The organism is Rothia mucilaginosa, from assembly GCF_964210535.1.
In the GTDB taxonomy this organism is placed as follows: domain Bacteria; phylum Actinomycetota; class Actinomycetes; order Actinomycetales; family Micrococcaceae; genus Rothia; species Rothia mucilaginosa_F.
Map to the genome: position 1 here is coordinate 228,055 of NZ_CAXOMR010000001.1, position 13,009 is coordinate 241,063.

The 13,009-nt window shown below is 57.0% G+C and carries 13 protein-coding genes; 4 read left to right on the plus strand and 9 right to left on the minus strand.

Features of this window, described 5'->3' with window-relative positions:
• Positions 1–104: 104 nt before the first annotated feature.
• Complete coding sequence (locus tag AB8C10_RS00945) at positions 105–617, minus strand: PTS sugar transporter subunit IIA (protein WP_049357482.1); 513 nt, start codon at positions 615–617, stop codon at positions 105–107.
• A gap of 343 nt (positions 618–960) precedes the next feature.
• Between AB8C10_RS00945 and AB8C10_RS00950 the strand changes: the two genes are divergently transcribed.
• Positions 961–1,548, plus strand: a complete 588-nt coding sequence (locus AB8C10_RS00950; protein WP_070665925.1) for an arsenic metallochaperone ArsD family protein — start codon at positions 961–963, stop codon at positions 1,546–1,548.
• Positions 1,549–1,714: 166 nt separating this feature from the next.
• Here AB8C10_RS00950 and fbaA read toward each other — a convergent pair whose 3' ends face one another.
• On the minus strand, positions 1,715–2,740 hold the full coding sequence (fbaA, locus tag AB8C10_RS00955) for a class II fructose-bisphosphate aldolase (RefSeq protein WP_005507927.1): 1,026 nt from the start codon (positions 2,738–2,740) through the stop codon (positions 1,715–1,717).
• A 263-nt stretch (positions 2,741–3,003) separates the two neighbouring features.
• Between fbaA and AB8C10_RS00960 the strand changes: the two genes are divergently transcribed.
• From AB8C10_RS00960 to AB8C10_RS00970, 3 genes are all read left to right on the plus strand, one after another.
• Positions 3,004–3,390: a cobalamin ABC transporter ATPase gene (locus AB8C10_RS00960; protein WP_368866546.1), complete on the plus strand. Its 387-nt coding sequence runs from the start codon at positions 3,004–3,006 to the stop codon at positions 3,388–3,390.
• A gap of 306 nt (positions 3,391–3,696) precedes the next feature.
• The gene (locus AB8C10_RS00965; protein WP_368866547.1) at positions 3,697–5,298 is read left to right on the plus strand and encodes an amino acid permease; all 1,602 of its coding nucleotides are present in this window, start codon (positions 3,697–3,699) and stop codon (positions 5,296–5,298) included.
• A gap of 306 nt (positions 5,299–5,604) precedes the next feature.
• A complete protein-coding gene (locus tag AB8C10_RS00970; protein ID WP_005504242.1) occupies positions 5,605–6,657 on the plus strand; it encodes an ornithine cyclodeaminase in 1,053 nt (350 codons plus the stop codon).
• 215 nt (positions 6,658–6,872) lie between these two features.
• Here AB8C10_RS00970 and AB8C10_RS00975 read toward each other — a convergent pair whose 3' ends face one another.
• The 7 genes from AB8C10_RS00975 to AB8C10_RS01005 form a co-directional block, all read right to left on the minus strand.
• Entirely contained in the window at positions 6,873–7,688 is an 816-nt protein-coding gene (locus AB8C10_RS00975; protein WP_049342002.1) for a hypothetical protein, read from the minus strand.
• Positions 7,689–7,790: 102 nt separating this feature from the next.
• Positions 7,791–8,624, minus strand: coding sequence for a hypothetical protein (locus AB8C10_RS00980; protein ID WP_368866548.1), 834 nt, complete (start codon positions 8,622–8,624; stop codon positions 7,791–7,793).
• A 67-nt stretch (positions 8,625–8,691) separates the two neighbouring features.
• Positions 8,692–9,042, minus strand: a complete 351-nt coding sequence (locus AB8C10_RS00985) for a peptidase inhibitor family I36 protein (protein ID WP_368482953.1) — start codon at positions 9,040–9,042, stop codon at positions 8,692–8,694.
• A gap of 448 nt (positions 9,043–9,490) precedes the next feature.
• Positions 9,491–10,246: a TrmH family RNA methyltransferase gene (locus AB8C10_RS00990; protein ID WP_314925189.1), complete on the minus strand. Its 756-nt coding sequence runs from the start codon at positions 10,244–10,246 to the stop codon at positions 9,491–9,493.
• A gap of 115 nt (positions 10,247–10,361) precedes the next feature.
• On the minus strand, positions 10,362–10,943 hold the full coding sequence (gene pyrE, locus AB8C10_RS00995) for an orotate phosphoribosyltransferase (protein ID WP_314925188.1): 582 nt from the start codon (positions 10,941–10,943) through the stop codon (positions 10,362–10,364).
• Between the two features lie 79 nt (positions 10,944–11,022).
• Positions 11,023–12,603, minus strand: coding sequence for an anthranilate synthase component I family protein (locus tag AB8C10_RS01000; RefSeq protein WP_368866549.1), 1,581 nt, complete (start codon positions 12,601–12,603; stop codon positions 11,023–11,025).
• Positions 12,604–12,630: 27 nt separating this feature from the next.
• Positions 12,631–12,963, minus strand: a complete 333-nt coding sequence (locus AB8C10_RS01005) for a rhodanese-like domain-containing protein (protein ID WP_005504230.1) — start codon at positions 12,961–12,963, stop codon at positions 12,631–12,633.
• Positions 12,964–13,009 lie beyond the last annotated feature (46 nt).

Genomic DNA, 13,009 nt, shown 5'->3' on the forward strand with positions numbered 1-13,009 from the left:
CGCCTACAGCCCGATTGAGCCTACAGGACGCGACCTTTTGCGTTAAAACATTTTTCGCGGGTTTTTCACCGCTGTTGAAGCTGAGCTATTTTCGCTGGTTCAGCTTACTTCTTGGATGCCTGAGCGACGCGGTCACCGGCTGCGACAGGGCGGCGTGCCTCGGAGTCCTTGGAGATGTTGAACTTTGCGGTGTTGGTGATCATCACCATGGTTTCCTTGGAGGGGATACGACCCTCGATAGCTGCCCAGTCCACCTCGATGATGGGTGCGCCTGCCTCAACCTTGTCGCCTACGTTAGCGATCTTGGTGAAGCCTTCGCCGCCGAGCTCAACGGTGTCGATGCCGATGTGGACCAGCACCTCGCCACCGTTTTCGGTGCGGAGCATGAATGCGTGCAGGGTGTCCTGAATCAGTGCAATGGTGCCTGCAACGGGTGCGACGATGGTGCCTGCGGTGGGGTTCACTGCGTAGCCGTCACCCATAACGCCCTGAGAGAAAACGGGGTCGGAGACTTCGCTCAGCGGCAGGTACTCGCCGGTAACAGGTGCGACGTAGACGTCTGCGGACGATGCTTCCTGTGCGGCAGCTTCCTTCTTCTTCTTGCCGAAACCGAACATATATGCTCCTTCTGGTCGTGTGGCGCTATGAATAGCGTGTATTTGTAGCGCTGATGCGTCCGCGTCGGATGCGGGCGTCGTTGCCTTCTTGGTTTCACACCGTGCGGATGCGCCTCCCACCTAAACGCGGGGTTCGCACACTCCGGTGCATATGCACTCAGAATACAACACCTGAACCCGCAGCTCACGAGCTGAGGGTCATTCGACTCGAATTCTGCAAATATTCCGCAATTCTGGAACTTCACATCACACTTCTGCACTCTTGAGGTCCCGAGTACACTTAGTGAAGGACTGGCACCCCTCCCCCGAGCCGGTGCCGATAAGAGAGAAAAGGCTGAAACTGATGACTGAAGCGGCTGAGACCGTTCTTGAAGTATTTATTCCGGGCCCCGGCGAGAACCCGGAGGATCCGCAGGATATGGAGCGCTCCATCTTCCTGGGTGCCGCGCAGGAGGCGCTGGATTCGGGCGTGGACATTGAGGTGTACTCCACCGACTCCTACCCGTCCGCGTTTGAGGAGTGCGCACCGGTTGCCGAGCAGATTGAGATGAACGGCCGCGAGGTTCTGCCCCTCATGCTGGTCAACGGTGAGGTGAAGGTGTCCTTCGCGTACCCGACCGCCGAGCAGATTAAGCGTTTTGCGCGCGCTCACCTGGTCGCGCAGCCGAAGGCTAACGCGGCAGCGGCAGCGTGCGGCCCCTCCGGTTCCCCGGCGGCGTCGATGATCCCGAACCTGAGCCCCCTGGCGGAGCCCGCCGGTTTCGCGGCGACCCTGGCGGGTAAGGCACCTCAGCCGGTCGGCGGCCCCGAGATTGGTAACCGCGTGAACCTCATGGGTGGCGACACCGGCGACGGTATCCCCACCTCCGGTTCGGTGGCTGTGAAGTCCGGCGGCTGCGGATGCGGTGGTTGCGGCTGCGGCGGCAAGTAAACCCACCCCTGCCGGCAACGAGCGCCTGGCTCACCCGGTTCTAAACTACATAGCAAAGAGCGGTGCCCGTCTCCTCGTGATGAGGAAGCGGGCACCGCTTTCGCTTAACGAAGCTTAGGTTCACACCCGGCAGCACCTACGGGAGCTACGGCGGGCGAACAGCACCTTACTTGATGGAGGTACCGACGGAACCGAGCTGCTGGCAAGCCTCGACCACGCGTGCGGCCATGCCTGCCTCTGCAGCTGCACCCCAAACGCGGGGGTCATAGGTCTTCTTGTTGCCGACCTCGCCGTCAACCTTCAGCACACCGTCGTAGTTGCTGAACATGTGGCCAGCAACGGGGCGGGTGAATGCGTACTGGGTGTCGGTGTCGATGTTCATCTTGATAACACCGTAGGACACTGCGTCTGCAATCTCCTGCTCGGTGGAGCCGGAGCCACCGTGGAAGACCAGGTAGAAGGGCTTGTCGCCCTTGCCGTACTTAGCGCCGACCTCGGTCTGGATTTCCTTGAGCAGCTCGGGGCGCAGGTGAACGTTACCGGGCTTGTACACGCCGTGAACGTTACCGAAGGTCAGAGCAGCCATGTAGGTGCCCTTCTCGCCCAGGCCGATTGCCTCAACGGTCTTGATTGCGTCTGCAACGGTGGTGTACAGGGAGTCGTCGATAGCGCCTTCAACGCCGTCTTCCTCGCCACCAACGGCACCGATCTCAACCTCAAGCACGATGTTTGCCTTGGAGGTACGCTCGATCAGCTCAGCAGCGATCTTCAGGTTCTCGTCCAGGTCGATTGCGGAGCCGTCCCACATGTGGGAGTTGAAGATGGGGTCTTCACCGCGAGCAACAGCCTTCTCGGACTCTGCCAGCAGAGGCAGGACGAAGCCGTCCAGCTTGTCCTTGGGGCAGTGGTCGGTGTGCAGTGCAATGTTCACGTCGTACTGCTTAGCAACTTCGCGTGCGTATGCTGCGAAGGCCAAGGAGCCAACGACCATGTCCTTCTTGGAAGCGCCGGACCAGTATGCTGCACCACCGGTGGATGCCTGGATGATGCCGTCCGAGCCAGCCTCTGCGAAGCCGCGGATTGCAGCGTTCAGGGTCTGGGAGGAGGTCACGTTCACTGCGGGGTACGCGAAGCCCTTTTCCTTCGCGGTCTGCAGCATTTCTGCGTAAACTTCGGGGGTTGCAATAGCCATATGCTGACTCCTTGGATAGATGCGACCGGTTACCGATGCTGGGCCGGTTCACCATATTTTGTTGGCGCGCGAGACGCCTCCTACTCGCACTATTTTACCAAGATACGACTTATTTATCGTTAATTTTTTGTGGGTTTTTTTGGGTTTACTGCAGCGAAAGTTCCGCGAATTACCGCGGTAAAGTAGAGGTGTTAATGACTTGATGTCTTCTGTGCGTGCAGGTCAGCGTACACATCACCCGGACGCGGCGAAAGGAACCTCCCATGAGCAAGGCGAGCGCTAAAAATAATCCGAAACAGCTCGACGCGAAGCGTGAGAAGCGTGCCCGCCAGGCGCAGCGTCGTGCTGAGCGTGAGCATCCGAATGCGGCGGCTATTGCGCCGGTGCGCGCCCAGTTGGATGAGGTTCTGGATCGTAAGAGTCGGCATGTTTTGGGGCACGGCGATATGGCGAAATCCCTTGAGTTGATGGAGAAAATGCGTGATAAGGGCGCGAGTGACCATGAGATTGATGTGGCGCTTGCGGAGGCGAAGCTCCCCTCGGTCGTGCAGGTGGGTCGTAAGTCGTTGATGCGTTGGCCGAGCTGGTGGTGGTTGAATCGTCGTGAGCGTGCGTTGCGTGCGAAGATTGACCGCCTGATGGAGGGCTAAAGTCCCGTTCTGATTAGGTTGCTGGAGCACCCCGTTGTGGGTGCTCTTGTGCTGTGCGGTGGTGAGGTAATTGATTTTTTGGACTCAGGGTTCAATTAATCTATTTCACAAAACAATTAAAACCACACAATACAACATGAACCAAATATATTCATAAGATATGCATTATATGTATATAAATTGTTACGTGACGCGGGTTATATTTACCTAAATTGCCGTGCTATAGTCGTTACAACTCACAGACGTGTTCCCAACCACATTTCATGTAACACGTGCTTCAGGCGTAACTATCCAAGGAGGTATAGCATGAGCACCTCACCGAACAAGAACCCGCAGACTTCTGCAGCGGATCAGTACACCAAGCCCCCCACAGACGACCCGTTCGCACACGAACAGGAAGGCTTCCACAAGGGGCTTGGCGCACGTCAGCTCCAGATGATCGCCATCGGTTCCGCTATTGGTACCGGCCTGTTCCTGGGCACCGGTAGCCGCCTACAGGACGCAGGCCCCATGCTCGCCGTCATCTACGCCGTCATCGGCTTCTTCGGCTACCTGATTCTGCGTGCTCTCGGCGAGCTGATTCTTCACCGCCCCTCCTCGGGCTCCTTCGTCTCCTACACCCGCGAATTCTACGGCGAAAAGGCCGCATTCGTATCCGGATGGCTGTACTGGCTGAACTGGGCAATGACCGCCGTTGCAGACGCCACCGCTATCGCCATCTACATCAGCTGGTTCGGTCGATACAACCAGTTCTTCGCAGATATTCCCCAGTGGCTCAGCGCATTCATCGTCGTTGTCATCACTGTGGCCCTGAACCTCATCTCCGTGAAGCTCTTCGGTGAGCTGGAATTCTGGTTCGCACTCATTAAGATTCTTGCCCTGCTGTCCTTCATGGCGGTAGGTATCTGGTACCTGGTCTTCGGTGAACCCATCAACGGCGTCCGCCCCGGCCTTGAACTCATCGCAGCCAATGACGGCTTCTTCCCCAACGGTATTCTTCCCGCTCTTATCGTGGTTCAGGGCGTTGTGTTCGCCTACGCCGGTATTGAGCTGGTCGGCACCACCAGTGGTGAAACCAAGAACGTTGAGAAGGTTATCCCCCGCGCTATCAACACCGTGATCTGGCGTATCGCGATCTTCTACGTTGGTTCCGTGGTTCTGCTCTGCCTGCTCATGCCCTACACCGCATATAAGGATGCAGAGTCGCCGTTCGTGACCTTCTTCGACTCGATCGGCATTGACGGTACCGCACCGATTATGCAGCTGGTCGTTATTACCGCGGCTGCTTCCTCGCTGAACGCTGGTCTGTACTCCACCGGCCGTATTCTCCACTCGATGGGTGTTGCGGGTTCGGCGCCGAAGTTCACCACTAAGGTATCCCGCTCCGGCGTTCCGGTGGCAGGTATTCTGCTGACCGGTGTGGTTGGCCTCTTCGGTGTTGTGCTGAACTTCTTCGTTCCCGAGCAGGCGTTCGAGGTCGTGCTGAACATCGCGTCGGTGGGCACCATGGCTAGCTGGGCGGCTATCGCAATGTCGCACCAGAAGTACCTGAAGATGGTCGGTGAGGGCAAGTACAAGCGCCCCAACTACCGCGCACCCGGCGGTCGCTTCAGCGACTGGGCTGTGATGGTGTTCCTCGCTGTTGTGCTGGTGCTGATGGCTCTGGATTACCCGGTGGGTACCTACACCCTGGCATCGCTGCTGGTGGTTATCCCGCTGCTGATTATCGGCTGGTACACGGTTCGTGACCGCGTCAACGAGATTGCTCGCGTCCGTGAAGGCTACACCGGTTCCGTGCCTGTGATTGCTGCCCGCCCGGTGGTGAAGAAGCTCGTTTCGGAGCCTCGTACCCACATTGACCTGGGTGAGCTGGATCTTGAGGATGAGGACAAGCCGAAGGGACACTAACCCGACCGGCAGCTTCCGATCCCGGTGATACCCCGGCGGAATCCCGGTGAAGGCGATGAGGGGGTTCTAGACCCTAGTCCTAAACCCTAGCCCGTAGGTTCCAGGAGCTCTAGACTCTAGAACCCCCTCCCTGCACGTCTTTTCGTGTTCGCTTCCGTATTACATCCGTGTAATACATAAAGCAAAGTACATATCTATAGCATTTCTAATACGGTGTGTCCTGCAATATATTTTGAGATAATAGATATCCGCAGTGACCACCAGATGCACAAAGAAGTTTTGTGCAGATATTCAAAGGAGAAAATCATGACTGAACGTCCTAGCGCACACGCGGTGGAATTTGTTGACGTCGCCTCGATGGCGAAGTGGATTCAGAAGGACGGCGTAGGCAACATCATTGCCGGCATGGTCGACTTCCTCGAAGAAGACTTCAAGAAGTGGCAGAGCTTCGACAAGATCCCGCGCGTCGCCTCCCACACCCCCTTCGGTGTGATTGAACTGATGCCCACCTCCGACAACATCACCTACTCCTTCAAGTACGTGAACGGCCACCCGTCGAACCCGGCACGCGGTTTCCAGACTGTGACCGCGTTCGGTCTGCTCGCTGACGTGGACAACGGCTACCCGGTGTTCCTGGCTGAGATGACCCTGCTGACCGCGCTGCGTACCGCTGGCGTGTCCGCCATGGTTGCTAAGCACCTGGCACGCAAGGATTCGAAGAAGATGGCGATGATTGGTACCGGCTCTCAGTCTGAGTTCCAGGCGCTGGGTATGCGCGCTGTGCTCGGCATTGAGGACCTGTCCGTCTATGACGTTGATCCGCACGCGATGGAGAAGTTCCGCCGCAACCTGGAGCCGCTGGGCTTCCGCATCCACCTGGCTAAGGACGTGGACGAGGCTGTTGAGGGTGCCGACATTATTACCACCTGCACCGCCGATAAGCAGCAGGCGAAGGTTCTGCTGGACCGCCAGGTGAAGCCCGGCGTGCACCTGAACGCTATTGGTGGCGACTGCCCCGGCAAGACTGAGCTGGAAAGCGAAATTCTGGACCGTTCCACCGTGTTTGTTGAGTTCCCGCCGCAGACCCGCATTGAGGGCGAGATTCAGCAGAAGGACCCGGACTTCCCCGTGGTGGAGTTCTGGAAGGTTCTGACCGGTGAGGAGCCGGGCCGCGTGTCGGATGAGCAGATTACCCTGTTTGATTCGGTGGGCTTCGCGATTGCTGACTTCTCGGGTCTGCGTTATGCCCGTGCGGCTACGCAGGACACCGACCTGCAGCAGTTCATTGACCTGGTTGCTAGCCCGGATGATCCGAAGGATCTGTACTCGCTGGTGAACGTTAACGTTCCGGTGGGCTAAAGGGCTTAGCAGCCTGACGCTGAGTGGCCTTGAGCTGGCGAGCCTGTAGGTGCGCTGGCGTAGGCTGCGAGGTTGAGAGTGAATAAAGTGAGGGCCGGGGAGTGTGACACTCCCCGGCTCCTTCTTGTGCGATTTTCTTATGCACGGATTTTCTATGGGCAACTTGTGGGCATTCTGCGGCTGGTTCGCCCGTTCTGCCTTTCAGGTGGATGCGGCTACTGGTGGGTGGCAATAATTTCGCGCGCCTTCGCTATCTTCGCATCACGTTCAGCCTTCAATTCATTCAGCAGCGCCTGATTCTTCTCAATCAAAGGCCCCTGATAAGACGCCTCAAGATCACCCAGACGCTGGGCCAACCTCACCTTCTCGCTACATTGAGCTTCAATGGTTGCCAGGCGGATAACCTCCTCCAACACTTTGGGATCATCAGCATTCAGACTGGCCGTTTCTTTGCTCGTCCATTCACCGTCCCCGGTGCGAGGCGTCAACCCTTCCTGACGCTGACAGTCCCACCAATCTGAGCGGGCTTTCTTCCATTCGGGGTCAGCCTGCGCACGCATGTACGCTTCACTACGGATACGCTCGACGGGGCGGTACTTTTTCTCATCATCCTCATCAAAATAGAGCATATCCAGTTCTTCCCGATGCTCTTCGCGGCAGCTGGCCCTGACGTCTTCAGGGATGCTCTTATAAATCCTTTCCTGCTCATCTCTGACTTGGATGGACGTAAAATGATTCGCCGCATGCTTCACGTTCCAGGAGCCGTACTGGGAGGCGTTGCCAGAAACCAAGCCGTTTTCTAGAATTTCAAAATCGTATCCTTTTTTCGCATAGCACTCTTTAAGAATCAACAAATACGCCCTATATGTTATATCTTCGGCCTGGTCACTCATATCGTATTCGTCGAGGGGAAGAGTAATATAGTTATTTTCAAAATCCAGCTGGGCTTTGAGGCTAGTATCCTTAGGCGCAGCGGCACAGGAACTTAAAGCTAAAGCAAAGCAGGCGAGTAGGGCAGAAGATTTCTTCATTGTTACCAACTCCTTTCAATCAAGAAAGTCAGGAGGAGCCCACAAACATTGGGCTCCTCCATCACAATTATTAGTTGCACTGTTCAGTTCAAACAGAATGTGTTATTGACTAGTGGCGATAATTTCACGCGCCCTCGCCACATGCTTTTCTTTCTCTTCTTTCAATTGATTGAGCTTCGCCTGATTCTTCTCAATGAGAGGCCCCTGATAGGACGCCTCAATATCACCCAGACGCTGAGCCATACCAACCTTCTGGTTACATTCCGCTTCGATAGTTGCGAGGCGAATCACTTCTTGAGTTTTTTCCTCCTCACTCTTAGAACTTACGTCAATATTGGACGTCTCTTGACTACCCCACGCCTGGTCATCCTTACGTGGTGTTAACCCATTGCTCTCTAGGCAGCTCCACCATTCAGAGCGAACTTTATTCCATTCCGGATCACTTTTCGCACTCGCATAGGCTTCCTGTCTAAGCCGGTAAGCGAAAGAGTCATTGTCATTCTCGTATTCAATTTCTTTCAACTGATTGGCACTTTCCTTGCGACATTGCCGTCTAATATCTTCCGGTATTTTCTCTGCATTCATATAAGCCTCTCGAGCCTTTTCTTCATTGGCATATCCATACTTCTTGGCATATTCAACATTCCAGGCACCATATATATTGCTGTGCTGATCATCAGAGAACGCAGGGACAGCATCAGAGTATCCCTTAGCTACGTAACATACTTGCATGATACGGGCGGTCGCCTCATTAATTACAGCCCTTGACGCATCGTCATAGTCATACTCATCCAGGGGAAGAGTAATCAAATTATTCGCGTAATCGAGCCTGGCTTTATACTCAGAATTTGAGGCACCTCCCTGAGCGCATGAAGACAGCAAAAGCGCGCCTGCTAGGGCAGTGATTGTGAATGCACTACTTTTATGCAAAAGCACACCCTCCTTTCAGAATGGAAGAGAAACTTAAAGCAGGAAAGCATCTTGTCTCTCTACCACCATTCACTTAGCAACCCACATGCATAACTGAGCTAATCCGGTCATCCCAGGTCTCACCCCAATGGAGACCTGCATGGCTTAGACCCCGCAGATAGTTGAGGTCGGAAGAAGAATCAAACCTGCGACCCCTATAGTGGCTGTCTTCGTAATAGCGCCACCGACATCCATCAGAATGCAATGAAGATGCACGGTCATTCATCCAACCCAGATGAGGGTTAGTCCCGGTGTACATGCGGGACCCAAGGAAATTTGCATCCGAATAGAAAGTAACACCCGCATGTGCCGGAGGTGCTACCGCACCGAAAGTCACCGCAGCCACACAGGCCGCAACAGCAAGAGACTTATTAAAGATCCTCATCAGAATCTCCTTTCAAAAGAATGACGCCGCGGTCATTCATACCCACAACCCGCAACCATTAGCGAGCCGAAGCCAGGAAATCTCGCATGCCCCAAACTGAAATTGAGAGTGCGATTCTCATATTCCCTGTGACTTGAATTAACACTAGCACACCTAGACTATTTATTTAGTGACCTAAATCACTTATGTGATAATATGTGATTTACCCACTTTAGATATATTCAAATATTATTTACTACATTTATAAGACAAAAAATCCAGATAACATCACACAACCCCACCACAAACAACGAACCAAACCCCATAGGTACCCACATTCATGTGAAAAACTCAACACCCCACCCAAACAAAAAATCACCCAATCCCCAATAAAAACCCCCAACAAAAAAGGTTCCGACGCGCACACAACGCATCGGAACCTTTAAACACCTCATAAACAGCCGCCAAACTACGACGGAATCTGGCCAAACACATGGCGGCGAACCCACGCATGCATCGCAATACCCGCAGCCGTCGCCGCATTCATCGAACGCGTCGACCCAAACTGCTCAATCGACAGAGTATCCCTAGCCGCCGCATGCAACTCCTCCGACAGACCCGGGCCCTCCTGACCAAAAACCAGCACACACTTCTTCGGCAGATCATACGTCTCCAACGGCACCGAATCCGGAAAAATATCAATACCAATAATCTCCAGACCCTCACCCTGCGCCCACGCCACAAAATCCTCAATCGTCGGATGATGACGCACATGCTGATAACGATCCGTCACCATCGCACCACGACGATTCCAACGGCGACGCCCAATAATATGGACCTCCTTCGCCAACATCGCATTCGCAGTGCGCACCACCGTGCCAATATTCAAATCATGCTGCCAATTCTCAATCGCCACATGAAAATCATGGCGGCGCGTATCCAGGTCAGCAATAATCGCGTCCATCGACCAGTAACGATACTTATCCACCACGTTACGGCGGTCGCCCTCACGCAGCAGCTCCTCATCCCAATGGTCACCCTCAGGCCACGGGCCCTCCCACGGGCCCACACCCACCTCAAAACGGGCAGTACCCTGCTCAGTACCCTCAACAGTCTCAGCTACAGCCGCCTCCGCAGGCACAGCCTCAGCCGCCTCACGATTCTCAACCATCACAACCACCTTCACGCCAACAACCAGCGCCACAACCGGCGCCCACAGAGCCATCTTACAGACAAAAACCCGCACCACCAGCCACACACAGCAGCCAGCGGCACGGGTTCACCCGCCGCAACGGGAATGCCTTAAAAATTCACGAGGTCCTAGTCCAAGCCAGTAGAGACTAGTCCAGGCCCAGCTCATCCTTCGAGTATGCGTACAGGCACGGAACGCCCGCAACCTCTTCCACATGCTCCTTCGCACCGGTCGCACGGTCAACAATCACAGCAACCGCCACAACCTCAGCGCCAGCCTTACGCAGCGCCTCAACAGCGATCAGCGCAGAACCGCCGGTCGTGGAGGTGTCCTCCACAGCAACCACGCGACGGCCCTCAACGCTCGGGCCCTCCACCTGACGGCCCATGCCGTAAGACTTCTGAGCCTTACGCACCACAAACGCGTCAATCGCACGGTCCTGATCGCCAGCAGCACGCATAATCGCGGTACCCACCGGGTCAGCACCCATGGTCAGACCGCCAGCGGCCTCAAACTCGATGCCGTTCTTATCCAGCAGGTCCAGCATGACCTGACCAACCAGGCGAGAAGCCTCGTGGTGCAGGGTGATGCGGCGCAGGTCAACGTAGTAGTCGGCTTCCTTGCCGGAGGCGAGGACCACGTGCCCGCGCACCACAGCCAGCTCCATAATCAGCTGGCGCAGGCGTTCACGGGCTTCTTCAATGGGGAGGTTTTCAGAAAGCTTAGTCATAGTTCCAGTGTAGCGGCTCACGTGCAGGCGGCGCAGGCTATCCTGCGCTATCCCACTACCGCGTTATCCCGGCGCTAGGCTATTCCACCACGCGGCCCACCGACGGCGGCAAGGCGGCGTGCAGTTTCGTCAGCATCTCCTCATACTCGGCGGCAGGATCCGAATCGGCAACCACCGCACCACCGGCGGCAAGAGTCATCGTGCCGTCATCGTGCGCCACGAGCGTGCGAATCACAATCGATAGGTTTGCCGCGCCATCCGCCGACACAAAGCCCAGGGCACCCGAATACACACCGCGAGCGCGATTCTCCAGGCGCTCAATAATCTGCATGGTCGAGGGCTTAGGCGCACCCGTCATGGAGCCGCCCGGGAAGCACGCCCGCGCGGCGGCCACCGCGGAAATTCCCTCGCGCAGACGGGAACTGACTGTAGACACCAGCTGATGCACGGTCGAGTAGCTCTCCACACCCATGAGCACCGGCACGCGCACCGTGTGCGGCTCGGAAACCAGCGACAGGTCGTTACGCAGCAGATCCACAATCATGAGGTTCTCGGCGCGGGTCTTCTCATCGGTACGCAACCACGCCGCGGCGGCCTGGTCTTCTTCCGGGGTGGCGCCGCGAGCAACCGTGCCCTTAATCGGCTTGGTTTGCGCGTTGCGGTGCATATCCACGCTCAAAAAACGCTCCGGGGAGGAGGAGAGCACCGAAAAATCACCGCACCGCAGGTACGCCGCATAGGGTGCCGCATTGTGGGCGCGCTGGCGGCGGTACAGCTCAAAGAAAAGCTCCGGGCTCGGATTCTGGATGCGCGCGACCGTCTGCGCGGTCAGGCACACCTCGTAGCTGTTACCCTCGTAGATTTCGTGCTGACTAGCGCGAACAGCGTCCATGTAGGCTTCCGCTGCGGGTGCCGGGAAGAGCAGGAGCTCGGCGAGCTCAGGGGTATTGTCAGGGGCGTTGACGGGGGTATTTTCGGAGGCGCACTCCCCCGCCGCAGTCAGCGCCGCGCTCAGCAGCTGTTCCGCCGCCTCACACCACGACTCATCGCCCACCAGCCAGCTACGCGCCGCAGCCCCCGGGCGGGCATGCTCATGCACCAGGTAGCGGACCGCCGGCAACCACAGAGAATCCGGGGTCGGCGCCTCATGCGCCGGCAGGTAGCCCGGTACCGGGTGGCCGTGCTCCAGGCTCATGGCGGCACGCGCCTCATAGCCGAAATAGCCCACGTAACCGCCACGCAAACCCGCGGGCAGACCGGTTGCCGCCGCGGTATCCGGGTGCACGCGCGGTGCGCGGGCGAGCGCCGCCTCCAACTGGGCGAAGGGGTCTTCCCCGCCAGACTCAGCCGCCGCACGCGCCGAATCCACGCGCAAGGGCGACAGCTGCGCCGGGACCACACCTACATACGAGGCAACCGACATAGGCGACTCCTCACGCGCCGAATCCAGCCAGAAGGAATACTCAGCGCCACCGCTCAGCAGCGGGTACGCCTCCTCGCAGTTCACCGCGAAAGGAAGCGGGCGCACGACAAGCTCCCGCGTCTGCGCATCCCACGGGATGCTCTGCAGAATACTCGGCAGGGCATGAGGGGACGCAGAAGCGGGAGCGTTCGAGGTAGAAAAAATACGGTCCGCGGAAGTTTCAGTCACGGACTCCATTGTATGGCGTACAGGCGAACTGGCGGTTTAGTGAACGACTGCGGGTGCTTCGCCGTTTTCGCTGGTCATCGGCAGACCGGCAGCGAACCATGCGCTGGTGCCGCCCGCAATGTTGTGTGCGGCGTAGCCGTGTTCGCGCAGGAAGGTTGCCGCGCGGTTCGAACGGCCGCCACCGTGGCAGATGACGTAGAAGTCTTCGCCGGGTGCGGGCAGTTCTTCCAGACGCTCAGCGATGGTGCCGAGGGTGATGTGCTTGGCGCCGGTGGCGTGGCCGCCCTCCCACTCGTAGTCTTCACGCACGTCGATGATAGTTGCGCCTGCGGGAACGTCGCGGGGGTCAACCTGGGGTACAGCGGTCATGGGGTTCTCCTTTGAAATGGTTAAAAATGAGCCGGTCGGCACGACG

What these genes read in the sequence shown, in the direction of transcription:
- AB8C10_RS00945 (WP_049357482.1), bottom strand. Translation starts at nt 617, where the DNA reads ATGTTCGGTTTCGGCAAGAAGAAGAAGGAAGCTGCCGCACAGGAAGCA.
- AB8C10_RS00950 (WP_070665925.1), top strand. Translation starts at nt 961, where the DNA reads ATGACTGAAGCGGCTGAGACCGTTCTTGAAGTATTTATTCCGGGCCCC.
- fbaA (WP_005507927.1), bottom strand. Translation starts at nt 2,740, where the DNA reads ATGGCTATTGCAACCCCCGAAGTTTACGCAGAAATGCTGCAGACCGCG.
- AB8C10_RS00960 (WP_368866546.1), top strand. Translation starts at nt 3,004, where the DNA reads ATGAGCAAGGCGAGCGCTAAAAATAATCCGAAACAGCTCGACGCGAAG.
- AB8C10_RS00965 (WP_368866547.1), top strand. Translation starts at nt 3,697, where the DNA reads ATGAGCACCTCACCGAACAAGAACCCGCAGACTTCTGCAGCGGATCAG.
- AB8C10_RS00970 (WP_005504242.1), top strand. Translation starts at nt 5,605, where the DNA reads ATGACTGAACGTCCTAGCGCACACGCGGTGGAATTTGTTGACGTCGCC.
- AB8C10_RS00975 (WP_049342002.1), bottom strand. Translation starts at nt 7,688, where the DNA reads ATGAAGAAATCTTCTGCCCTACTCGCCTGCTTTGCTTTAGCTTTAAGT.
- AB8C10_RS00985 (WP_368482953.1), bottom strand. Translation starts at nt 9,042, where the DNA reads ATGAGGATCTTTAATAAGTCTCTTGCTGTTGCGGCCTGTGTGGCTGCG.
- AB8C10_RS00990 (WP_314925189.1), bottom strand. Translation starts at nt 10,246, where the DNA reads ATGGCTCTGTGGGCGCCGGTTGTGGCGCTGGTTGTTGGCGTGAAGGTG.
- pyrE (WP_314925188.1), bottom strand. Translation starts at nt 10,943, where the DNA reads ATGACTAAGCTTTCTGAAAACCTCCCCATTGAAGAAGCCCGTGAACGC.
- AB8C10_RS01000 (WP_368866549.1), bottom strand. Translation starts at nt 12,603, where the DNA reads ATGGAGTCCGTGACTGAAACTTCCGCGGACCGTATTTTTTCTACCTCG.
- AB8C10_RS01005 (WP_005504230.1), bottom strand. Translation starts at nt 12,963, where the DNA reads ATGACCGCTGTACCCCAGGTTGACCCCCGCGACGTTCCCGCAGGCGCA.